The following is a 23,969-nucleotide window of genomic DNA, read 5'->3' as shown; positions in this document are numbered from 1 at the left end:
CGATATTATATAATTCTTTTAAAGATATAAGGGAGGATTACGAATGCAAAAGAGCAAAAAGAGCTGGGTCATGCTGTTAGCTGCTGCTATGTTGATCACGTTATTGTCTGGTTGCGGCGGCTCCGGCAACAAGAATGAACAAGGCAGTGCCGCTGGGGGAAGCTCCGCTGCATCGACAGTGAGCAAGGACGGTTTCCCGATTGTACCGGAGCCAATCACGCTGACGATGATGGCGCCGGACGTAGGTCTGCAGAATTGGGAGAACATGGCCGTTCTTCAAGAAATGGAGAAGCTGACGAACATCCGTTTTGAATTCAAGAATGCGCCGAAGGACAGCTTTGAGACGAAGAAGAACCTCGTCTTCGCGAGCGGCGACTATCCGGATGTATTCTACGCTGCTGGACTGACTCCGGCTGAGCAGATGAACTATGGCGAGCAAGGGATTCTGATTCCGTTGGAAGACCTGATCGAAGAATATGCACCGAACTTCAAGAAGGTGCTTGATGAGAATCCGAATGTCCGTAAGTCCATTACAGCACCGGACGGTCACATCTATTCCTTGCCGGTTGTAGAATTCAATCAGCCTTGGTACCGGAACCCGCTTTGGTATAACGGCGACTTCCTGAAGGCGCTGAATATCGATAAGCTCCCAGAGACGACAGAAGAGCTGTATACGTATCTCAAACGTGTGAAGGAAGAAGATCCGAACGGCAATGGCGTGGCGGATGAAATTCCGTTGTCCTCCACAAACAACCTGCGCGACATCCGTACCTGGCTGCTTGGCGCGTTCGGAGTCTATGAGGAAGAAATTTATGTGGATGACGCCGATGTCGTTCATTACACACCGATGGAAGAAGGCTACAAAGGATATCTTACCTTCCTGAACCGCCTTTGGAACGAAGACTTGCTGGATCATGAATCGTTCATTCAAACCGCTGAACAGAAGAAAGCCAAAGCACAAAACAATCAAGTGGCTCTGTTCTCCGACTGGCATGCATACATGACACTTGGCGGCGAGCCTAGCACAGACGATCCGATGTTCGCACCGGTCAAGAGCGATATGGTAGACAAGCCCGTAATTGCAATGAACAGAGGGATTACGACTGGCGCATTTGCCATCTCGAATTCCAATCCTGCTCCGGAAGCATCCATGAGATGGGTGGATTACATCTATTCTTATGATGGAGCTCTGATGTTCAACAAAGGGCCAGAAGGCATTCTTTGGGAGTACACAGATAAGGCAAACCTGGTTAAGCAATACTTGCCTGTGCCTGGCGGCGGTGACCGCGAAGATTACCGTGCGACAATAACGCCGAACTATGGGATCCCGGCACCAACGATTTCTTTTGACGATATCTACAAGGGCTTGAAGACAGATTTCGAAACGTGGGTGGATATTGAGTCGAAGACGAAGCTGTTGGATCAAGGTGCAAGAATTCCATTCCCAACCCTGTTCCTGACTCCGGAACAACAAACCGAGGTTACGACGCTCAGCTCTGACTTGACAACTTATGTTCGTCAAATGGAAGCCAAATTCGTAACGGGCGCAGAATCCCTCGACAACTGGGATAGCTATGTGCAAACCGTGAAGAAAATGGGCGGAGACCGTATGCAAGAAATCTATCAGGAAGCTTATAACACCTGGAAGTCGAACTAATATCCCGATTTCATAAATAAAGCCCGACTGGCTCTCCGAGAATTTTCTCAGAGGGCTGGTTGGCCTTAAAGGGAATTCGACCTAAATAATGATCTAGCGAGAGGTGCGAGTCATGGATTACAAGAACGAGCTTCTGTCTGCAGACAGGAGAGCGGAGGATCTCCTCGGACGCATGACGATCGACGAAAAGATTGGTCAATTAATTCAGCCCTTCGGCTGGAAGTGCTATGAAAAAAATGAGGATGGGTCGATCACCATCACAGAGACCTTCAAGGAGCACCTTGCCCAAGGCGGAGTCGGCTCCCTGTATGGTCTGCTGCGTGCAGACCCTTGGACAGAGGTTACGCTGGAGACCGGATTAACTCCCGAAGAAGGGGCCAAGGCCCTGAATGAAATTCAACGCTACGCGATCGAAAACAGCCGTCTGGGCATCCCGATCCTGTTCGGCGAGGAATGCTCTCACGGACATATGTCGATTGGCTCGACAGTCTTTCCTACGCCGATCTCTATAGGCAGCACCTGGAATCCATCCCTGTACCGCCGGATGTGTCAGGCTGTAGCCATTGAGACGCGCAGTCAGGGAGCGGCTGCGACCTACTCTCCCGTATTGGATGTTGTTCGTGATCCGCGCTGGGGACGCACTGAAGAATGCTATGGCGAAGATCCTTATCTTGTCGCTGAATTCGGTGTGGCAGCGATTGAAGGCTTGCAGGGAGATCGGCTGGACGGAGAAGACAGTCTGCTGGCAACACCTAAGCATTTTGCGGCATACGGCAGCAGCGAAGGCGGACGCAACGCTAAGGCGGTGCATATGGGGCCAAGGGAGCTGCATGAGGTGGATTTGCTTCCTTTCCGCAAAGCGGTAGAAGCCGGAGCCCGTTCAATCATGACGGCTTATAACGAAATTGACGGTGTTCCGTGTACAACCAGCAGCTATTTGCTGCAGGATATTCTGCGGGATGCCTGGGGCTTCGACGGGTTTGTAATTACCGATTGCGGAGCTTTAGGGATGCTGGTAAATGGCCACAATACGGCCCAAGACGGGGAGGATGCGGTTGCCCAGGCGATCAAAGCAGGCATCGATATGGAGATGTCTGGAGATATGTTCCGCAATCACCTGCGGTCAGCTCTTGCTTCGGGACAAATCACTGAGGATGAGCTGGGAAATGCGGTTGCCCGCGTGTTGAAGCTGAAGTTTGAACTGGGACTGTTTGATCGACCGTACGGAGACCCAGCCCGGGCAGCGGAAGTCATCGGCAGTGAGGAACACCGCGGATTGGCAAGAGAGCTCGCACAGGAAGGCATTGTACTGCTCAAGAATGAACAGGGCACACTCCCGTTATCCAAAGCTATCCGCAAAATTGCGGTCATCGGTCCGAATGCGAATACAGCCTATAACCAGCTTGGCGATTATACTTCTCCCCAACCCCAAGGAAGCATTGCCACTGTGCTGGACGGAATTCGCTGTGCTCTTGGTGATGACGGAGAACGCGTGCTATATGCTCCCGGCTCTCGAATCCGGGACGATTCCACAGAAGGATTCTCCAAGGCATTGGCGTGCGCGTCTGAGGCGGATGCGATCGTTGTTGCTGTTGGCGGTTCCAGTGCGAGAGATTTTGGCGAAGGTTCCATTGATTTGCTGACCGGCGCCTCCGTAGTTACAGACCATGCCTGGAGCGACATGGAATGCGGAGAAGGAATTGACCGTGCTTCGCTTAACCTGCTCGGTGCCCAGCTCCCGCTGGTTCAAGAGCTGCGCAAGCTGGGCAAGCCATTGATTGTTGTCTACATTAACGGACGTCCGATTGTGGAGCCTTGGATTATTGAGCATGCTGACGCGATCCTGGAAGCATGGTATCCGGGTCAGGAGGGCGGACATGCCATTGCCGATGTCCTGTTCGGCGATATTAATCCGTCCGGCAGATTAACGATCAGTATTCCCAAGATGGTCGGGCAATTGCCAGTGTATTATTACCATCGGAGAACAAGAGGCAAGCGTTATTTAGAGACCGACTTCCATGCGGAATATCCATTTGGTTTCGGGCTGAGCTATACGACGTTCAAGTATGACCAATTGCGGATCGAGCCGGCTTTCATCGGGCCGGACGGCAAAGCCTCGGTTACTGTGGATGTGACGAATACAGGAGATCGAAGCGGCAGCGAAGTGGTTCAGCTGTACATTTCCGACCTGGCTTCAACAGTTACCCGGCCTGAGAAAGTCTTGAAGGGCTTCCGCAAGATTCATCTGGCTCCAGGGGAGACTCAAACGGTGTCCTTTGAAGTGAGCCGTGAGCAGTTGGAATTTGTCGGTCCGGATCTATCAAGGATTGTAGAGGACGGAGAGTTTAATGTCCTGGTTGGCCCTAACTCGGCGGATTATTTGACGGCAAGGCTGACGGTTCGGACGGAGAGGAAGTCACAATGAAAAGGATCGAGCGGTTTATCGCAGCTCTAAGCAGAAACCAGTGGAGAGAACAACGCGATTTGCGCAAATGGTCCGTTCAACGGTCCACCTATCTGGCTCCGGAAGAATATGAACGTGGTCCATGGTCAGCGGAGCAAGGCCCGGTGAGCTCGTTGGATGGAGGTTACGGCACCACTTACTTCATGAGCACGGACACCTATCTCCCGGAGGAGTGGCATCCTACGGAGTTAGCCCTTCTCTATGAAGGGGGCGGGGAAGGACTCCTTCGTGTGAACGGTTCGCCTTATCATGGACTGGATCGGAATCATGGATTTGTTCCCTTGCCGGCTATTGCGCCAGGGCAGAGGATGCATCTTGAGATTGAACTGTATGATCCTATTCCCGAGCCAAAGGATCCATTGAATAGGCAAGCCGTTATACGTCCTTCTGTAACGGGAGTCTCTGTTGCATTGGTTCGGGTGAACCCTGCCGTATATTCGCTATTTCATACGGTAAAAAACGTATATGAATCTATAAGGTTGTTACCCCCGTCCGATATGCGCCGTATTCGGCTTGCAAAGGCATTAGAACGGATGATTGATGGACTGGATCACGGGGATGAAAGGGCGCTTGCCGATGATGAGAGAGTGTCGGTGATGGAGCGGCAGCTGGTTGAGCTTGCTGCTGTGGAGGCGGCATCCGGAGAGCGTAACGGGTTCATTCATCTGGTCGGACAATCCCATATCGATCTGGCCTGGCTCTGGCCGCTGAAGGAAACGGTCAGGAAAGCCGGACGGACATTCTCGACGGTCTGTACGCTGATGGAGAGATATCCGGAATTTCGATATTCCCAGAGTCAGCCTCAGCTCTATGCTTATGTGAAACGTTATTATCCGGAGCTATTTGAGCGCATCAAGGAGTATGTAAGGGAAGGCCGCTGGGAACTGGTCGGAGGGATGTGGGTTGAGCCTGATCTGAATATCCCGAACGGCGAATCGCTTGCTCGTCAAATCCTGTATGGCCAGCAGTTCTATGAGCTTGAATTCGGTAAACGAACGACGATCGAATGGCTGCCGGATACATTTGGTTACTGTGCTTCCTTGCCTCAACTGCTGAAGCAGGCGGGCATTCCATATTTTATGACGACCAAGCTTGGCTGGAATGACACCAACCCTTTCCCGTATACGTTGTTTGAATGGACCGGCATCGACGGCACCTCTGTCATTGCATACCAGAATCATGGTGTGAATGAATCGACCAGTCCGAAGGATCTGCATGAGCATTGGGAGGATTTCGGAGAGAAGAGTGAACATCCTGGCTTGATGCTGCTGTATGGACATGGTGATGGCGGGGGCGGAGTCACGCATGAAATGCTGGAGGCAGCGGAACGTTCCAATCTGATGGCCGGCCTGCCGGCAAGCCGGTATTCTACGGCCAAGGCGTTCTTTGCCGAGGTAGAGGAACGGCGTCCGGAGCTTCCCGTCTGGCGTGGCGATCTGTATCTTGAGCTTCATCGGGGCACCTACACCTCTCAGGCCTACAACAAGCGAAGTAATCGGAGAGCGGAGACGCTGTACAGGGATGCGGAAATCTGGAGTGAATTTGCCGCATGGAACGGGACAGCCCGCACTTCTGAAGCGCTTCGGGAAGGCTGGGAGCTGCTGCTGCTGAACCAGTTCCACGACATCGTTCCGGGCAGCTCGATTCCCGAGGTGTACGAGACCTCCAGGAAGCAGTACGGTGAAGTCTTCCGGATCGGAGCCCAGGTGCTGGACAACTCGCTTCAAGCCTTGTCTGTTCAATTGCAGCAAACAGAAGGAGCGAGACGGATAGAGCATTCGCTTGATCCTTCTTCCGAAGAGATGACGTACCTGATCTTTAACAGTTTGGGCTGGGAACGGGAAGAAATCGTATGGATCGAAGGAGATGAACGGTTGCTCGAGTGCAGCGTATTCGCCGGACAGCTGCTATTGGATAGTGATGTATGGGTGAGCGATGCAACGCTGGGCAAAGTCACGATGGCGGTTACGGTGCCGGGTGTCCCGGCCTTTGGCTATCGATCCATTCGGATTCGGAAGGCGGAGGATCAAGCGGCAAGACAGCCGAGGGCGAAGATTGATTTGAATCTGAAGGCGCCGCCAATTCCTTTTCCTGAAATTTGGGAGAATGAGCATTATCTGCTTGAATTTAACGATCAGGGAGAAATTGTGCGCTGGTATGACAAGGATCATGACAGAGAACTGCTGCCCGAGGGAGAGAAGGGCAATCAGCTCCTGTTGTTCCATGACCGTCCAACCCTATGGGATGCATGGGACATTGACCCGCGTTATGAGAAGCAGCCGGCGGGAATTCCGTTACTGGCTGAGCGCCGGGTGGTTCACAGCGGGCAGATCCTTGATGTGTTCCAGTTCCGTTGGGAATACGGACAATCTGTAATCGAGCAACAAATGATCCTTCCGAAGCAGGGGCGCCGCATCGATTTCAAGACCAGAGTCCAGTGGCGTGAAGATCATAAGCTGTTAAAGGTTGCCTTCCCGGTAGATGTGCTTGCCGACAAAGCGACCTATGAGATTCCATTTGGAGCATTGGAGCGGCCTACGCACCGCAATACAAGCTGGGAGCAGGCCCAATACGAGGTATGCGGCCACCGTTTTGCTGATATATCGGAGCGTGGATATGGCGTCAGTCTGTTGAACGACTGCAAATACGGCTATGACATCCATGGTCATACGATGCGTTTATCCTTGCTGCGTGCGCCAAGCTGGCCTGATCTGCATGCGGATCGCGGAGAGCATGAGTTTACGTATTCTCTGTATCCCCATGCCGGAGATTGGCGTGATGCGCACGTTGTACGTGAAGCAGCTGCATTGAATGCACCGCTGCGAATCATTGCTGGCGAGCATGGAGGTCTCTATCCTGAGCTTCATTGCTGGATGGATTTCCACAGTGACCATGTTATTTTGGATACGATTAAGCCTTCTGAAGACGGCTGCGGAAGTGTGCTAAGGCTGTATGAGTCGTCAGGCGGAAGAAGCGAGGCTATCCTCAGAGGCCTGTCGTCCGAGGCTCGAATCTATGAGGCGAGCTTGCTGGAAGAGGAGCGGGAGGAGCTTCGTACAGAGCAGGGCAAATTGCGGCTGAAGTTCAAGCCGTACGAGATTAAAACAATAAAAATAAAGCAGGATACAAAATAGGAGGCGGAAGAGATGAAAATTACAAGACACCCTGAGAATCCGATTGTAGTACCTGGCGGATACGAGTGGAGAAAGGTTACGGTGTTCAACCCCGCTGTCATTATTGATAATGACAAATTTTATATGATTGAGCGGACGGCAGGCTCCCTGACACCGTGCAAAAACTTCCTGGGCTTGCTGGAGAGCGAAGACGGCGTGCATTTTACCCATGTGAAGGATGAGCCGATCCTGACGCCGGATGAACTTGGCTTCCCTTATGGCAGTGTGCAGGACCCGCGTATTGTCAAGATTGATGATACCTTCTACATGAACTACGCTCTTCGTCCATGTGCGATGAGTTACTATCCGACAAATCGCGGTGTTCCTGAACGGTCGATTCCTAAATATCCGGATGGTTGGGGGGAAGAGGAGGGGCATTGGCTGACCCGTTCCTCCATCGTGAAGTCCAAAAACCTGATTGATTGGGAATTCGTTGCCGATACAACTCCGCTGGACATAAATGACAGGGACAATATCTTGTTCCCTGAGAAGATTAACGGCAAATTTGTTCTGCTCCGTCGTCCGGAAGAATATATCGGCGAAAAGTATGGAACCGAGAAGGCTGCGATGTGGATCACGTACTCCGAGGACTTGATTCATTGGGAAGAGCCCAAGCTGCTGGCTAAGGCGGAGAATATGTCCTGGGAGTCCCGGAAAATCGGCGGATCGACGCCGCCGGTGAAGACAGACCGCGGCTGGCTGGTGCTGTACCATGGCGTTGATGATGAGATCGTATACCGGGTAGGAGCACTGTTGCTTGACCTGGAAAATCCGGAAAAGGTCATTGCCCGTACCAAAGATTTTATTATGGAGCCGGAAACCTATTATGAAAAATTCGGCTACCAGATTCCGAACGTTGTATTCCCGACAGGCAATGTAGTGAAAGACGGTCTACTCTATATTTATTATGGCGTTACAGATACGGCAATCGCATTGGCCACGGTTCCCGTAGAGGAATTGGTAGATTACATTCTGGAGCAAGCTGAGTAAATCAGTGCAACCTATCTGGATATTACAAACACATGCAACAAGGCAAGGGGCTGTCTAATCAGTCCCCAAAATGAAAAGTTGGACGAAGAAAACGTAGAGTTTTCCGTCCAACTTTTTTTCTTCAAACATCACCGTCGATTTGCTCGCCTGTATATAATTTCCGATACTGTCCGGGAGTATAGCCAGTCTCTTTTTTAAATTTACGTATAAAATTCGGCGCATCAAGATATCCTACTTGCTCGATAATTTCTTTCAACGGCGCGCTGCTCTTAACCAGTAGGCGAGTTACTTCGTTCATGCGGCATTGCCAAATATACTGGGAGAAGTTCATTCCTGTCTTCTCTTTAAAGCACCGGCTAAGGTAGGAGGTAGATATTGAGAACCGAAGTGCCACATGTTCCAGACTTAAAGTGTAATCCGCATACTGCTGATCGACATAGGCGACAATGTCATCCAGCAAAGAATGCTGTTCACTTTCCGCATTACGCTCAACCTGCTGACAGATTCGGGTTGTGAGCGCTCCAAGTCTTGAATCTAACTCCTCTAAGGACTCGAAGGAGGTCAGGCTGGATAGATCAGTGAACACTTCATTCATGCCGAGCTCGGAGGCTGTGCGCAGCAATGAATTCAACAGGTCAAAGCAGATGCAGCGCAGCAGCGAGACAGACAACGATTCAATCTTCAATTCCTCAATCACAGAAGTAATCACTTGCTGGGTTACAAGCGCATTCCCTTGCTTCAGGCCTTGCTCGATCTTCAGGATGGTCTTCCGGGGAATCCAGTAACTTTCGGCAGAAGGAACGTTTAACTCGGCAATCTGCTCAAAATAAGTCACACGTCCATTGCTGCCAACCATCCGGTATTCAAGCGCTGCCGAGGCCTCAATGAAAGATTGGTTCAAATTCGAAAGATCATCGTAAAGCGTCCCTACACCCATATACGGAATGTCTCTTAAATGGTCGACAATAAGCACCTTAATAGCTTCAATAATAGGAAGAATCCGTTTCTGGGCTTCTTCATGACTGGACGCTGCGACGGAGATGATTAGAGCAAATTGCTCATCCGGAGAGAATTCAAGACCATAAACGCGGGTATCCAGCTCTGAAAATTCAAATTCACTCAACATTTCTTGCAGGTGCTGCTGTTCCTGCCAGTTTCTTTCCCCTTCAACTCCCACATCCCAAGCAAGAAGAACTGAAAAATAGAAGCCCCTGCCCGGCGGAAGCATTAACCCGGTTCCTTGAATCATTCGTTCCACATCAGCATCATTGGGCTGGCCGTATTTCAGGAGCAGCAGCAGACATTGGTTACGCACATAAGGCTGCTGCATATCGATTCTGGCGCTATAGTCATGAATCGTCTGCTTAATCCATTCCCATTCATTCCGATGCTGTAACTCATGAGAGGAGCCGGGCTTAAGCTTGGCGAATTCGAGCAGGTCTTTGATCGGGTGATATTGGCGCTTGGCCAGCAGCATAGCGGCCGCAATACCTGTGATGGCTGTGACACAGAAAATCAAGAATACCAGTTCCTTGATATGGGCGACACGGCTGAAGAACTGGTAGCTTGGCATCGTTGTAATGTACGTCCATCCATTATAATCGGATTTCACGACAACAACTGAATACTGGTCATGATTCAGTGTCAAGCTGTGAATTCCGGGCTCAAGGGACGGCAAGGCGGCCAGGTCCTCTGCCGGCAAGCTGGTGCCGTGATTGTTAACGGTCAGCGCTTCGCCGTTCTGGTCAAAAATAAAGCTGCCGCCGGAAAAGTCGCTGAGGATGGAATCCATTACGCCGGTCAGCTTGGATTCCTTCATTAAATAGACAACAATGCCATATGGATACTGATCATTCGGTTTGATCGGCACTAGATAAGTCAGCATAGGATCGCTATGGGAATAGACATTGACGAGTTCCGCCGGCCGCATAACCGGCTGCTTTAATTCATTCAGATCCCTGAGCATCTGCTCTTTCGTCCACCGTTCATACTTATACATCCGTTCAAATACAACATTAATATTCGTCATGCCGGCGGGAGCATAAATGACCGAGTCATTGTGATAATATAAAAACAAGTCTTCCAGGATACTGCTGTTGGCTTTATACTGGCTTAAGGTTCGAATTGCGTCTGCACTATACAGGGAATGATGAACCATATAAGGTGTCAGTTTCTGATCATAGGAAATTTTGCTCGCAATATCCAGTAATTCAGCCATCCGTTCATCGATGGTCGTCTTTACCTGATTCAACTGATTCACGTTCGATTGTTCAATCTCAATCCGGAGGCTCTTGACGGCGCTTTCATACACAAGCAACGTGACCACGGTCAGTGGAATCAGAAAGATTAACACATATGAGATCGTATATTTAAGAAGAAGCTTGGACTTAAAATGACTCCAGGTTGGCGAGGCCCCTGTGGTTTTAGAAGAGCCAGATGTTTTAGGCAAAAGGTAGTCACCTCCAGCGTATGAATTTGATCAATCATTATAACGTTATATCTATTATGCTATAAAAATGCGAAATTAGAAAGTGGAGAGCTGAAATTGTCGAAAATACTGTAGGAATATCATGTGATGAAAATAAATAAAAAATCCCCTCCCCACAGCACTATAAGCTGTCAGGAGGGAAATAATGTACCGCTTGCTGCTCATTTACTTCAAATCTTCGATAGAGTTAATCTCCATGTAAGCTGGAACGACGAGACCGGTCTTGACCCCGGTCATATTCGGTCCGAGATCCTCAAGCTTCTCCCCGAATTCTGCCCAGTAGTCGGCATGAGTCAATGGAAGCCAGGCTGCTGCGGAAGCATCCACATCGCCGCTGGCTACGCCGGTCCACATCGGACCAGCTTCAACTTGCAGGGAAGTAACATCATAGCCAAGCTTGCTCTCCAGTACATATTCGAGCACGTTGGTGCTGGCGATTTCGGAGTCCCAAGCCACATAGCTGAGCTTGAACGTATCGCCGTTAACAGGACTTAGATCCTTAACCCATTCGTCCACACGCTCCGGATGAGCATCAACCCAGTTCTTGGCTGCCTCGGCGGGATCGCTTCCTTCCTGGATGGCGGTCATGATCTCACCCATTTCGTCGGAGGTCCACTCAAACCGGTCGAGAAACTCATAGGCGGTTGGATGATCATCCTTTAGTCCTTGGCGGATAATGGTATGAATTTCTTCGGCTTCACCGTAGGTTTTTTGGGGATCCTCAAGATACTTCAAGTCATATTTGGCAAACATCCAATGCGGCGTCCAGCCGGTAATGATAATCGGATCCTCAGCTTTTATGGCCTTATCCAGCATAGCCGTCATCGCGGCTCCGGATCCTTCAATCAGCTTCCAGTCTTCTAGTTCATAATCGCTAATCGCCTGTTCGGTTGCCTTCATGATTCCTGCTCCAGGGTCAATACCGATAATTTCATGCTTCATACCGGAGAGTCCATTTGCTGCGGAGGCATCACCGTTGTCATTGGTTGCTGATCCGCATGCCGTCAAGGCGAACAGGGACGCCAGCCCAGCAAGCACCATCAGTTTCTTCATCTTCTTCAGCTTCATTAATTACACACTCCTCTTGTTTGATTTAAATAAGTTCTGTGTAAAGCGATCGAGTACGATCGCCAGAACAACAACGGCCAAGCCGGCTTCAAAGCCCTGGCCGATCTTGAGTTGGGTGACCGCACGGTACACCGTTGCCCCAATTCCTTGTGCGCCGATCATCGATGCGATAACGACCATGGACAATGAAAGCATAATGGTCTGGTTCACCCCGGCCATCATGGTCGGCATAGCGAGCGGCAGCTCCACCTTGATCAGCTTCTGCCAAGAGGTCGAGCCAAAAGCATCAGAAGCTTCTGTAAGCTCTCCGGACACTTGCTTGATGCCGAGATGCGTCAGCCGAATCGTCGGCGGAATCGCAAAGATGACAGAAGCAATTACCCCTGGCACGACACCAAGGCTAAAGAAGGTAACTGCCGGCAGCAGATAAACAAAGGCAGGCATCGTCTGCATGAAGTCCAGAACTGGAGCGACGATCCGGTTTGTTGTCTTACTGTAGGCGCAGATAATACCGATCGGAATCCCGAATAAAATAGAGAATAATCCGGAGGTAATGACAAGACCCAGGGTGCTCATCGTTTCCTGCCAATAGCCGAGATTATCAATCAGAAGAAATCCGATGATCGTGAACAGACTTAGCTTCCACTTGCCAATGAGGTAAGCGAGAACACCAATGATTGCTATAAAGATGAGCGGATGAGGAAATAAAAATACATTGGAGAAGAAATTAACAATCGTCTCAATGACCTCGGATATCGCTCCGAACAGAGGAGCAAGATGATCTTCCATCCAGTCGACGGCTTGTTCGATTCCGTTCGCAATGGGCAGCTTAGGCAAGAAGCTCATGATCGCTCACCTCCTTCTTGTGACTGACTTCTCCGGCTAGAGCGCCGAGTACGGCTCCGCGAACGATGACTCCCATTAGCCTCTCTTGGTCATCCACGACGGCCAACGGCACACGAGCCGAGCTGGTGACCTCGAAGAGCTCGTTCAACAGCGTATCCGGAGTTACGCGAGGTCCGTCGGTGATCAGGATATCCTGCAGCCCGCCCCCTGTTTTTAAAATCTGGGAAGCATCTTCCGCTGTTATAACCCCAAGCAGACGTTTGGTACGGTCAATCACAAACAGGTTGGATATACCGCGTTCTCTCATCAATTCCAGCGCAACACGAGGTCCGCGATCCAGAGTGACCGTCTCGGGACGCCGCATGACACGGGAAGCAGTCAGTACCTTGGACAGGTCCACATCCTCGATGAACCGCTCCACATAGCGGTCGGCAGGCTGGGTCAGCATTTCCTCAGGGGTTCCAATCTGAATCAGCTCGCCATCCTTCATCAAGGCGATCCGGTCTCCGATACGAAGCGCCTCATCTAGATCATGTGTGATGAATACAATCGTCTTCTTCATCTTATCCTGCAATGCCACCAGCTCATCCTGCATATCCCGGCGGATTAATGGGTCAAGGGCGCTGAATGCTTCATCCATCAGCAGAATCTCCGGGTCATTAGCAAGCGCGCGGGCTAGCCCGACCCGCTGCTGCATGCCGCCGCTGAGCTGATCCGGATAATGATCTTCCCAGCCCTTTAATCCAACGAGCTCAAGGGAAGACATAGCCCGGCTGCGGCGCTCGGATTTAGCCACCTTTTGCACCTCCAGGCCGTATTCCACGTTTTCCAGCACCGTTCGGTGTGGAAAGAGGGCGAACTTCTGAAAGACCATACTAATGCTTTTTCTGCGGAGCTCTCTGAGCTCGGATTTGTTCATTTTCCGAAGATCACGTCCGTGGAAGAGCACCTCTCCGCCCGTTGGTTCGATCAGCCGATTGAGCATGCGGACAAGCGTTGACTTTCCGCTTCCCGATAGTCCCATGATGACGAAGATTTCTCCCTCGCGAATTTCTAGGCTGACCTGATTTACACCGACGGTCAGATTTTTCTCTTTAGCTAGGCGTTCCTTGGAGTACCCTTGCTTTAACAGGTTAACGCCTTGCTCGGCACCCGGGCCAAACAGCTTGCTTAGTTGATTTACTTTCAATATTTCTTTTTGCATGCACTCACCTCTTACTATTTTCAATAAATTCTGTCTCCCGTGTTAACCCATGCAATAAGTCTAGCAAACGAACAAGCAAAACCTCAAGCATGATTACAGTACGTATAGAACGTACAGAAAAAACAGAACATAAAGATACTTGAGAATACTCCGGATTACTCACATATCCTGCCCAATCTGATTCTTTACTTTTTAAGTTGCTTTTCTTAAGATAGAGGAAGCATAGCTCATAAGAGCAAGAAGTACAGCTATCGTCAGAACTGGAGGTCGCATGACACATGAGCGCAAGCCTGAATCAGCTAACGTCGGAACAGCAGGCTGAACTGATGAAAATTCGTAAGCGTGTAATAGAAGCAATCGGCAGCAATATGGATTTATATGGAATATCGCATTCGACGGGCCATTTATACGGGCTGCTTTTTTTTGCAGATAAACCGATGACTCTTGACGAGATGGGTATGGAAATGAAGATGAGCAAGACCAGCATGAGTACGGGAGTGCGGGCGCTGCTGGATCTCCGAATGGTTAATAAGGTGTGGGAGAAGGGATCTCGTAAGGATTTGTACGAGGTTGAATATGACTGGCACCAGACCTTTACGGATTTTTTCGCGATTAAGTGGAGAAAAGCTGTGGAGAGTAATCTTCTTGTCCTTCGTAAAGCTATGAATGAAATCCATAAAACGTTGAAGTCCGATGATAAGCCGCAAGAACCTTATTGTTCAATATTGGAGGAAGACCTGCGCAAGATGGAGCAAGCGGTGCAATACTATTTGTGGCTTGATCGTCTGATTGACGTTATGGAGAGCGGGGACATCTACAATCTGGTGCCGAAAGAATAAATGAACATGAGCAGGCCATCCGGGAATCACTCCGGATGGCCTGTTTATTATTACGGCTTTAGCCAGTTGAACTCACGAATGCAAGCAAGATTGCACGTAAGCCTTGATCTGACCAGACTTATTCTAGCCATGCTCCTTCTGGTCGCAATTTAGTGAAATTACTTCCCTTATATTCTCCGTTCGGCGTTTAAAGCCACCTGTAGTGAAAAAACTTACCTTAAAAACCCAACAATTTGTAAAACCGACGTTTTAGCCAACTTTAAGCGCAAAAGTTTCACTATTTCCGCCCCTCTAACCATTTTCCCTAAATGTAAGGTAACTTTGTTCACTAAATGTATGTGTGGCCGTATTTGCATGTGGTCGACTCACCGTCATCATATTGCGAAACACCGTGCACTGGAACTGCGTGCGATGCGAGATGTGAAGTCGCTTGCTCGCGGATTTCTCCCTTGTTATAACTTAGTCCAATCAAAGAAATCCGCGAGCAACAGCGATCGTAGCAACTCTTCGCACGTTGCCCCCATCACTTGCAATCCTAAATTCAACTTGTATTGTTACTCATATACGCCGATATCGGCAATCATGACACGGCCCATCCCGTTATAAAGGTGAAAGCTGAGCCTTCCGATACCGGCTTCCGGGTTGAACCGGGAATCTGCTTCAGAAAAGGCATCCAGGTTTAACTGAAAGGTCTGGAAGACAGATTCCGTAGGCTGCTTGTATTTTCCGTCCGATAAGTGGAGATCAAGCCAAGGATGCAGAGTGAACCGGGTCTCGGGAAGCGGCTGCAGCACCATGAACTGCGAGAGCGGAAGCGAGACGGCAACCCCAGCCATGGTTTCCAGTTCAATTTCAATCTCCATCGGTTCCGGCGGGATATCCTCAGCAGAGGACTTCGCAGGTTTATCTAATTCATAGCTTCTGTCCGCCATGGCGAAAGACAGGATACCGATGCCGCCTGCCGGCTGTGGAGCCCCCTGCTCCCAATCCAGTGTATAAGTGGATACCTCGTCAGAGAATTCCCTGCGTTCCAGCATAATCCCTTTTGTGCCTTTTCCCGTATTGCGGCGGTTCTTGGCTTCTTCCTCTCGCCAAATGACTTCCTCGCCCCCTGCGGTTCCGCCCTCAGGGAGGGTGATCCGGTTGGCATCCTCATCGAATCGGGTCCATGCTGTCATGGAACTGCTCTCGAAACGATTAAAATAAGAAGTCTCCGGCAGCCAGTCCAGGGCTTGACGGGAGTCAACGAATAGAGGCGTATACTGCTCCTTGCCATGCAATGCAGCTTCCAGAAAAGCCGATATATACACTTTGGCAATCTGGCGTTGCTCTGCCGGTGTGAGCAGTCCCTGCCGGTTCAGCAGAATTCCTTTCGGATAACTGACATCATGTCTCCCCCAACCGGTATTGAACTGGCTGTGGTTAGCATCTCCGATGTAGAGGGCGGCTTTGAAATAATACTCTTCATCCCCGCTGGAAGAAGTAAAGGAGGTTCGAACGTACTGTCTTTCCCCGTCAAAATCACTGACATCCCCATCCCTTGCTCCTTGCAGTGTTAAATAATTGATGTTCTCCAGCTCAGCCAGATTCCCATCCACTTTTTTATCCGTAGGTGCAATAGCGGCAACCGCTTGAATCTGATATTGCTCAAGTCCTTCAAGCCCGGGATCGGAGTCGAACCAGCGCTGATAATCCGAAGCCATGGCAACCGCCTGACCTCCGCGTGAATGACCAATCAATGCGATCTTGTCGAAGTTCACCTTTTGATAAAAAGGAGACTCCGCATCCTCGGCAAAGGTGCCAATCTGCTGCAAATGCTTCAAGAGCATCCATGCGCGCACCTTCATATCATTATCGGGAATACCGGTCCACACAGAGTAATTCAGGAAATTCTCATCAACGGAGACCGCGATGAATCCCCGGCTTGCCAGCAGATTTCCGAGATAAGCGTAACCGTCGTCAGAGTAGTCCTCCATCAGGTGGTTCCCGTGTACAATCAGCACGAGCGGAAAACTGCCGGAGCCTTCCGGCATCCACACTCTGCCATTCACCGGGAGCGATTTCTCATTGAATCCCCAATATTTTGTCCGGAGACGGTTCCACTTTTTAATATAGGCGGATGCATCCACACTCTCCGTAATATAGTCGCTCTGTTCGCCGAATTCCGGCTGCCAGTAATCCTTGCCGCTGCCATAGGTGAAATGATGGACCTCATAGGAGCCGGCAAGGGAGGGATCCGCAGCCGTTAACTCTTCAATAACCACATCGCTGTCTGCGCTGACCTCCATATCATGCTGGGCCTGCTCAGGCCAGAGGGCGGCTGTCAGCAGCATAAGAACAAGCACAGAGCTGATCGTGAATTTCGTTCGAAAACGTACCTGCCGGGAGGCAAGTACAGCGAATATAAACCCGCCGACAATTCCTGCTACAGTCAATATGCCTGTTACAATGGAAGAAATAAGTACGGATTGATCCTCCTGATAGAAGATCAGATAGACCGCAGCAATATTAAACAGCAAGCTGCCATAATACAGCCTGGGCCCGGGAACTCCGAGCAGTGCCAGCAGGAAAGCAGCGATATGGCACAGGATGAAGTGAGCCAGCGTTCCTAGAAATAAGAAGACAAGGATATCGAAGGCGACGCCGAACCCGGTAGGCATTCCCATGGCAGCAAGCATAAATGCAAAGATGCCGGCCCCCCAGGGACCGGCAATGGCAAGCCGCCAATAGGCGGTATCATATTGATAAGTTCGCCGGATCCGATCGCGCAGTCTGAGGCGAAACGGGCGTCTGCGCGGTTTGATCACATATTGTGTCTGGTAAGGAAGTTCCATAGTATCCCCCAAGTCTTGTACTCTGCCATCAGCAAGTAGTTACAATACGTTTACTATTGTAGCATGCATGCCAAAGAGAGAGAACAGGATAATCCCGGGTTGTGCGGTAAAAGACGGACGCAAATGCTTAACTGGTCAGCTTTGGCGACCCGGTTTTCTTGAAGCGGAGAATGGACCAGACCGTTAATATTCCCAGCACCGCCAGACACACCGCGATGCTGATTCGATTCTGAGGATCGAACAGAAACAGTACGGCAATAACACTAAGGCATAGTACCGCAACCAGCAATACGACGAATCCGGGAACAGCCATCAGCAGGCGAAACAGCCCGTCTTGGGCAAAATAGGCGATCAGGGACCCCGTAATCAAAAGAACGGCTACCCACTGCAAACTGCGAACAGGCACGCCTTTGGACGAGAGCCTTGCGAGTCCCGAAGGCGCTTCGCCCCCGATAGCCATGGAGTGCAGCATCCGAGTCATGCCGTAGATTCCTGAGTTAGCAGCAGATAGTACCGCCGTGATCAGGATGAAATTCATCAGATGGGCTGCACCCGTCATTCCGGCGGAGGTAAGTACCTGGACGAACGGGCTGGTCTGCTCGCTCAGGTTGTTCCAAGGGATCAGACCGCAAATAATTAGAATCGGCAGCGTGTAGAAGAGGATCACACGCAGAATGAAGCTCTTTACCACGCGAGGCAGCACCCGCTCCGCATCCTGGGCTTCAGATAAAGTCAGCCCGAATCCCTGTGCCGATTACCCCGCCCATGGCCATGAAGCTGATGTGCCGGGGAAGTAATTTCCTTTGAAGTGACGTATGTTCTGAATTCAATCAAAAAGCCTCCTAAGCTTCAATGAAATGCATAGCTATTGAATCATCTTACAATAATTCTCACGGAATGTAATCTTAATGTTACCTTGTTGATTAGTATCAGATTTCGTTGATTGAGCAGATAGTAAGCGCGCTTTCATTTTCTTAAAATAAAGGGTAGACGGAGAAAGCAGTAGAGGGAGGATACATAAATGGCGCAATTATCCGTGGAAAACAGGCTGGAACCGGCTGCGGACAAGAAGAGAAGCGGATTCTGGAGGTTTATCAAGCAGTGGGATTTGCAGCTTATGGTCATACCGGCATTAATTTTGATCTTTATTTTTAGCTATATCCCGATGTATGGCATCCTGATGGCTTTTCAGGATTACAAAATCGGAAGAAGTTTTTCCAGCAGTCCGTGGGTAGGGCTCAAGCACTTCGCTTATTTCTTCAATGCACCGGAATTTAAAAACGTGATGAGAAACACGATTGTTATCAGTTTTCTGAAATTTCTCATCGGATTTCCGGCCCCGATTGTTCTGGCTCTCATGCTGAATGAAGTTAGAAAGATGGCCTTCAAACGGGTTGTGCAGACGATCACTTATTTGCCGCACTTTATGTCCTGGGTTATCCTGGGCGGTCTGGTCAGCGCATTGCTTGCGGTAGATAACGGGAGCATCAACATGCTTCTGGAGAAGCTGAACTTCATAGACAAGCCAATTAACTTTTTGTCATTGCCTCAATATTTCTGGGGGATTCTCGTAACGACGAACGTCTGGAAGGAAATCGGATTTGGCTCTATCGTCTACCTTGCGGCGATCGCCGGTGTGGATCCAAATACATATGAGGCTGCATCGATCGATGGTGCGAGCCGATTCAAGCAAATCTATCTGATTACGCTTCCATCCATTATGCCTGTTATCAGCATCTTCATGATTTTGGCGATCGGCAACCTGTTGAGCGCGGGTTTTGAGGATATTTTGATTCTCGCCGCCAACCCGGCCATCCGGGATGTATCCGATGTATTGGATACGTATGTGGTGCGTGTCGGGATCGACAATTACCGATACTCCTATGCAACTGCCGTTGGGGTCTTCAAAGCCGTAGTCAGCGTCGGTTTGCTAAGCTTGGCCAATTTCATAGCACGGCGGTCGGGCAACAGTTTGTGGTAATCCGGATATAATCAGAGGAGGTTGCTTGATATGAAAGACACCTTGGGTGATCGCTTTATGATGTTTTTCATCTATTCATTTCTTATTTTGCTCGCGGTTTCTACGCTGTATCCCTTCTTGAACGCTTTAGCGGTATCTTTTAACCAGGGGCTGGATACTTCCAAAGGCGGAGTTACGCTATGGCCGAGAGTATTCACCTTGGAAAACTATAAAGTCGTCTTTAAGGACGACCGTTTGATGAGCGGATTCTTCATCTCGGTTCTACGGACCATCATCGGCACGGCATCCGCGATTCTGTGCACAGCGATCTTTTCTTACGGCATGTCCAAAAAGGAACTGATGGGCCGTAAATATTATATGGTTATGTGCATTATCACGATGTATTTCGGCGGCGGGTTGATTCCTACCTTCATGCTGATTCGCAACCTGGGTTTGATGAACTCCTTCTGGGTCTTCATTATCCCTTCGCTGATTGGCGTGTGGAACATGATCATTTTCCGAACCTTCTTCCAAGGGCTTCCGAATGGATTGGAGGAGTCGGCCAAAATCGACGGCTGCGGGAACTGGGGCACCCTGTTCAGAATCGTTCTCCCGTTGTCGGGACCGGTTATCGCCACCCTGGCGCTGTTTACCGCCGTGTATCACTGGAATGAATGGTTCCTTGCCGGGATTTATATCTCCGATCAGAATAAATACCCGATCCAGACGATTTTGCGGCAGATTCTGTTATCCAATATCGTCACTGAACAAGGGGGAGGGGGGCTGGATGCTTCATCGCTGGCCCACATGCAGCGGGCCAAAACGATCACAAGCAAATCGCTTTCGATGGCGACGATGATCGTTGCTACACTTCCAATTATTTGCGTCTATCCTTTTGTACAAAAATACTTTGTCAAGGGCGTACTGGTCGGTTCACTGAAGGAGTAGGTGAAGTGGACGAACGACATCTCGAGCGGGTTTAGAGCACAAGCTTTAACCATAGATCCTATCATTTGTATTTCAGAAAGGGGAAAGCAACGCTATGAGGAAGAGGAGAAAGTGGCTGGTTACCGTATTATCGGCCCTGACGATTATTGCACTGGTTGCCGGTTGCTCCGGCAAAAACAGCAATAGCGGAAAACCGGCTGACCAGAACGGCAACACTGCGGAGCCGCCAGCGACAGAGGCGAACTCAGAGGGGCCGAAGCTCTACGAAATTGGGAAAGAGCCGCTCAACATTACTTTGTTCGGAAATTATGACTGGTATACGATGCCTAAGTGGGGCGATGATCCAACCACGAAATGGGTTCAAGACAACAAGAAGATTACGGTGACGGAGGTGCCAAACGGCGGCAACGCTGCTCAGAAGCTAAATACGATGATTGCATCCGGCGAATTGCCTGACATCGTATGGGGCGAACGGGGCACCGACGTAGAACGGCTGCGCGAAGCAGGCTTGCTTGTGCCGCTTGATGATTATATCGATAAATACCCGAATTTGAAAAAATGGCTCGACCCGAAAGCTCTGAACATGCTTCGCTCACCTGACGGTAAGCTGTATCAGTTCCCGAACTGGTATACGAACCGGCCGAACGGAAACGCCGGCTGGGTTGTAAACAAGGAGTACTATACGGCGCTTGGGTCGCCTAAACTAGAAACTACGGATGACTTATACGCCTATTTGAAGCAGGTTAAGGAAAAGTATCCGAACGTGATTCCGTTTGAAACGGACCTTGCCACTGAAGGGCATGGTCTCGACCAAATTTACTCCGCGTTTAAGGAAGATAACATGGGCTTCGGCAGATTCTTTGCCGTACCTGACGGCGAAGACAAGATGAAATCGATCTATAAGGATGAACCTTACCGTGAGTCCGTAGTATATGCTGCAAAATTGTTCCGTGAAGGCTTGATGACGCAAGACGCATTTACGCAAACCCGCGACCAGGTCGACGAGAAATTGATCAATGGCCGGGTAGCGGTGTATGCGACAGCGAACCCGACGGTTTACGCGATGGCAGCGGATACCGAGCTTAGAAAGAAAGATCCGTCGAATCCGGATCTGGGCTATTTCATGATCTGGCCGATTCATAAAGAAGGACTGGATAAGAACAAAATCTATCCGGGCACCTACAATAAATTGGGCTGGAATGCGGCAGTAATTACTACAAGCGCTAAAGATCCGGAAGCCGTTTTCGCATTCCTGGATTGGTGGACCGGTCCGGAAGGAACGACGCTGCAATTCTGGGGCGTAGAAGGCGAGTATTGGCAAGGACTTGAAGCGGACGGTTACACACCGAAATTTACGGAGAAGTATGCTACGCAGAAAGACAAACTGGCTGAGTATCAGAAGTTCATGGATCCGTTGATGTGGGTAGGCAATACCGTATTTGCGGATGATACAAAAGGTAAATACGAGTCTACCTTGGCTGAAAACGAACGTAACTGGGCGACTTACTGGCAGTATCAAATTACGTGGAAAACGCAAGGGGACGCCACGGAGTTCGTTAATATGCCGCCAAGCCCGGACAGCGAAGCAGGCATTGCGTTCCAACGCGCTAAAGACATTTGGGATCAAGTGAGAGCGCAGACGCTGTTCACGAAGAGCGACGAAGAAGTGTTGGCTCTGTTAGACAAGGCTTATGACGATACGATGGCCGCCGGATTCCAAGCCACCTTGGACCACTTCGCTAAAAAGTGGGGCGAGAATAAAGCAATGATTAACGGCAATTAATTTAATCATGAAAGGGCCTGGTTCATTCAGGCCCTTTTTTCCTCTCACTGCCGGACGAACCTGTGCCTGTTCAGGAACATATCGTAACGGTATACTGGATTCAAGAGCCTATCCTAGGAGGACACACATCATGTATAAAGTGCTGTTAGCCGATGACGAACTGCTGGATCTGGAAGGGATGAAACGGTTTATTCCTTGGCAAGACCTTGGGCTTGAAGTTGTTGGAGCTGTCAGCAACGGTTTTTTGGCATGCGAGGTTCTCGAACAGCAGCCCGTCGATATCTTGGTGACCGATGTTAATATGCCGAATATGTCCGGACTGGAGCTGGCACGAATTGCTATTGAACGAAAACCGAATGTTCGAATTATTTTTGTAAGCGGATACCAGGACTTTCATTATGTTAGAGAGGCATTGTCGCTCAAGGCATGCAATTATGTGTTGAAACCGATGGATGATGAAGAACTGATTGCCTCCTTGGTAGCGATTACCGGGGAATTAAAGCTGGAAGCACGTCAGCGTGAGGCAGAAGAGAATTACCTCCGAATGAAACCGATGGCCAAGAACGATCTGCTGATCCGCTTGTTGGAAGGCGAGTTGAGTTGGGATCCTGCCGATAGCTTGACCCGGCTGGCTTCCTCTTATGGTCTGGTTTCGTTGAAAGGCCCGCTCCGGGTTGCGGTGCTGGAGATCGATGATTTCAAATGGCTTCGGCCTGAGCACGGTGAGGAGGATGCCGCTCAGAAGCTTGAAATGTGTCTGAAGCATATTTACGAGATTATTTACAGTAATGGGCTCCATTATTGCAAGCTGAGTCGAAACCGGATTGCAGTGCTGCTGCACGGTGAGGGGCGGGCAAGAGGTCTGGAAGAAATCCGCGGCTCGATCGATTCCACCATCTCCATGTCGATAACCGTCGGATTGGGAGAAGAGGTTCTGAGCCCAACACAATTGCCGGCCTCTTTCAGACAAGCAATTGAGGCATTGGACGGAAAAATGTTTTTCGGCCGCGGCCAGATTATTAATTATGAAGAAGTACATAAAGCGCCGGAGATGAATGATGCCAAGACATTGGATATCCGTCTGGATGCCTTGTTTAAGGCGATGAGCAACTATGAATTGGTACGTGTCCACGATGAGATCGACAATCTGTTCAAGTCGGTGTCGACCTTGCGCTCCAAGTTTACCATTTATAACTTAGCGATGTATATCGTATTCAAGCTGGATCATTATTTGCAGGGCCAGGATGAGGACTTGTTTGAAATGCTGGGGATGGAGCTGCACAGCCTTGATGTGGTGCTCAAATTCGAGATGATGGGCGACATTCGCTCCTGGCTGGTTCGCAAGGTATTTGAAATTTCAGAGATGATGCGCAGGAAGCGGGATACGAAGAATAGCAGGCTGATCCGTGAAATCATGAAGATGATGAAGGATCGGATGCATGAAAATATAACGCTCAAGGATATGGCAGAGCAGTTTTCCTTCTCGCCGAACTATCTGGGCCATTTGTTCAAGGAGGAGGTCGGCAAGAGCTTCAGTGAAATGCTGATCAGCATGCGGATGGAACGGGCCAGGGATTTGCTGCGAAATCCGGTGATGAAAATCTATGAGGTCGCGGATCAGGTGGGGTATCGGTACATTCCCTATTTCAGCCGCCAATTCAAGGAAACCTATGGGATGACCCCGATGGAATTCCGCAAGCGGGAGTAATCGCGGA

General features: G+C 49.9%; 13 protein-coding genes and 2 pseudogenes. 9 read left to right on the top strand and 6 right to left on the bottom strand.

All coding sequences use genetic code 11. The features are described from left to right. Window positions 1-43 precede the first annotated feature (43 nt). The 4 genes from KI362_RS10810 to KI362_RS10795 all read left to right on the top strand — a co-directional run bounded on the left by KI362_RS10810 (window position 44) and on the right by KI362_RS10795 (window position 8,284). On the top strand, window positions 44-1,657 hold the full coding sequence (locus KI362_RS10810; protein WP_301627202.1) for an extracellular solute-binding protein: 1,614 nt from the start codon (window positions 44-46) through the stop codon (window positions 1,655-1,657). Window positions 1,658-1,769: 112 nt separating this feature from the next. After that, entirely contained in the window at window positions 1,770-4,082 is a 2,313-nt protein-coding gene (locus KI362_RS10805; protein WP_301627200.1) for a glycoside hydrolase family 3 N-terminal domain-containing protein, read from the top strand. Further along, window positions 4,079-7,255: an alpha-mannosidase gene (locus KI362_RS10800; protein ID WP_301627199.1), complete on the top strand. Its 3,177-nt coding sequence runs from the start codon at window positions 4,079-4,081 to the stop codon at window positions 7,253-7,255. The genes KI362_RS10805 and KI362_RS10800 overlap by 4 nt, the downstream gene beginning before the upstream one ends. 12 nt (window positions 7,256-7,267) lie before the next feature. Further along, window positions 7,268-8,284 carry a glycoside hydrolase family 130 protein gene (locus KI362_RS10795; protein ID WP_044477405.1) on the top strand — a complete coding sequence of 339 codons (1,017 nt, stop codon included), beginning with the start codon at window positions 7,268-7,270 and terminating at the stop codon, window positions 8,282-8,284. A gap of 121 nt (window positions 8,285-8,405) precedes the next feature. On the opposite strand, the gene KI362_RS10790 is transcribed toward KI362_RS10795, so the two are convergent. The 4 genes and pseudogenes from KI362_RS10790 to KI362_RS10775 form a co-directional block, all read right to left on the bottom strand. Further along, window positions 8,406-10,733 (bottom strand): helix-turn-helix domain-containing protein, encoded by a 2,328-nt coding sequence (locus KI362_RS10790; RefSeq protein ID WP_301627197.1) that lies wholly within the window; start codon window positions 10,731-10,733, stop codon window positions 8,406-8,408. A gap of 204 nt (window positions 10,734-10,937) precedes the next feature. Next, the gene (locus tag KI362_RS10785; RefSeq protein ID WP_301627195.1) at window positions 10,938-11,840 is read right to left on the bottom strand and encodes a glycine betaine ABC transporter substrate-binding protein; all 903 of its coding nucleotides are present in this window, start codon (window positions 11,838-11,840) and stop codon (window positions 10,938-10,940) included. Between the two features lie 14 nt (window positions 11,841-11,854). Beyond that, window positions 11,855-12,686: pseudogene (locus tag KI362_RS10780) on the bottom strand (ABC transporter permease); the annotation flags it as partial. Further along, on the bottom strand, window positions 12,670-13,890 hold the full coding sequence (locus KI362_RS10775; protein WP_301627192.1) for a quaternary amine ABC transporter ATP-binding protein: 1,221 nt from the start codon (window positions 13,888-13,890) through the stop codon (window positions 12,670-12,672). The gene KI362_RS10775 and the pseudogene KI362_RS10780, both read right to left, overlap by 17 nt. A gap of 278 nt (window positions 13,891-14,168) precedes the next feature. Between KI362_RS10775 and KI362_RS10770 the strand changes: the two genes are divergently transcribed. Further along, entirely contained in the window at window positions 14,169-14,729 is a 561-nt protein-coding gene (locus KI362_RS10770) for a GbsR/MarR family transcriptional regulator (protein ID WP_212943190.1), read from the top strand. Between the two features lie 554 nt (window positions 14,730-15,283). Here the strand turns inward: KI362_RS10770 and KI362_RS10765 are convergent. Together KI362_RS10765 and KI362_RS10760 are read right to left on the bottom strand one after the other, a co-directional pair. Continuing rightward, window positions 15,284-17,563 (bottom strand): poly(ethylene terephthalate) hydrolase family protein, encoded by a 2,280-nt coding sequence (locus tag KI362_RS10765; RefSeq protein WP_301627189.1) that lies wholly within the window; start codon window positions 17,561-17,563, stop codon window positions 15,284-15,286. Between the two features lie 127 nt (window positions 17,564-17,690). Next, a pseudogene (locus KI362_RS10760) lies at window positions 17,691-18,302 on the bottom strand (amino acid permease); the annotation flags it as partial. Between the two features lie 282 nt (window positions 18,303-18,584). On the opposite strand from KI362_RS10760, the gene KI362_RS10755 reads away from it, so the two are divergent. The 4 genes from KI362_RS10755 to KI362_RS10740 all read left to right on the top strand — a co-directional run bounded on the left by KI362_RS10755 (window position 18,585) and on the right by KI362_RS10740 (window position 23,962). After that, window positions 18,585-19,544: an ABC transporter permease gene (locus KI362_RS10755; RefSeq protein WP_301627187.1), complete on the top strand. Its 960-nt coding sequence runs from the start codon at window positions 18,585-18,587 to the stop codon at window positions 19,542-19,544. Between the two features lie 30 nt (window positions 19,545-19,574). After that, a complete protein-coding gene (locus tag KI362_RS10750; RefSeq protein WP_301627185.1) occupies window positions 19,575-20,471 on the top strand; it encodes a carbohydrate ABC transporter permease in 897 nt (298 codons plus the stop codon). A gap of 94 nt (window positions 20,472-20,565) precedes the next feature. After that, window positions 20,566-22,254 (top strand): extracellular solute-binding protein, encoded by a 1,689-nt coding sequence (locus KI362_RS10745; RefSeq protein WP_301627183.1) that lies wholly within the window; start codon window positions 20,566-20,568, stop codon window positions 22,252-22,254. Window positions 22,255-22,384: 130 nt separating this feature from the next. Then, window positions 22,385-23,962, top strand: a complete 1,578-nt coding sequence (locus tag KI362_RS10740) for a response regulator (protein ID WP_301627181.1) — start codon at window positions 22,385-22,387, stop codon at window positions 23,960-23,962. Window positions 23,963-23,969: the final 7 nt, after the last annotated feature.

This window comes from Paenibacillus apis (assembly GCF_018333295.1).
Taxonomy (GTDB): Bacteria; Bacillota; Bacilli; order Paenibacillales; family Paenibacillaceae; genus Fontibacillus; species Fontibacillus antibioticophila.
Note: the sequence above shows the minus strand (reverse complement) of the source record. Positions and strands in the feature narration are given on the sequence as shown.

Excerpts from the sequence above, each read along its gene's own strand:
- KI362_RS10775 (WP_301627192.1), bottom strand. The coding sequence starts at position 13,890 with ATGCAAAAAGAAATATTGAAAGTAAATCAACTAAGCAAGCTGTTTGGC.
- KI362_RS10800 (WP_301627199.1), top strand. The coding sequence starts at position 4,079 with ATGAAAAGGATCGAGCGGTTTATCGCAGCTCTAAGCAGAAACCAGTGG.
- KI362_RS10805 (WP_301627200.1), top strand. The coding sequence starts at position 1,770 with ATGGATTACAAGAACGAGCTTCTGTCTGCAGACAGGAGAGCGGAGGAT.
- KI362_RS10755 (WP_301627187.1), top strand. The coding sequence starts at position 18,585 with ATGGCGCAATTATCCGTGGAAAACAGGCTGGAACCGGCTGCGGACAAG.
- KI362_RS10740 (WP_301627181.1), top strand. The coding sequence starts at position 22,385 with ATGTATAAAGTGCTGTTAGCCGATGACGAACTGCTGGATCTGGAAGGG.
- KI362_RS10770 (WP_212943190.1), top strand. The coding sequence starts at position 14,169 with ATGAGCGCAAGCCTGAATCAGCTAACGTCGGAACAGCAGGCTGAACTG.
- KI362_RS10810 (WP_301627202.1), top strand. The coding sequence starts at position 44 with ATGCAAAAGAGCAAAAAGAGCTGGGTCATGCTGTTAGCTGCTGCTATG.
- KI362_RS10765 (WP_301627189.1), bottom strand. The coding sequence starts at position 17,563 with ATGGAACTTCCTTACCAGACACAATATGTGATCAAACCGCGCAGACGC.
- KI362_RS10785 (WP_301627195.1), bottom strand. The coding sequence starts at position 11,840 with ATGAAGCTGAAGAAGATGAAGAAACTGATGGTGCTTGCTGGGCTGGCG.
- KI362_RS10750 (WP_301627185.1), top strand. The coding sequence starts at position 19,575 with ATGAAAGACACCTTGGGTGATCGCTTTATGATGTTTTTCATCTATTCA.
- KI362_RS10745 (WP_301627183.1), top strand. The coding sequence starts at position 20,566 with ATGAGGAAGAGGAGAAAGTGGCTGGTTACCGTATTATCGGCCCTGACG.
- KI362_RS10795 (WP_044477405.1), top strand. The coding sequence starts at position 7,268 with ATGAAAATTACAAGACACCCTGAGAATCCGATTGTAGTACCTGGCGGA.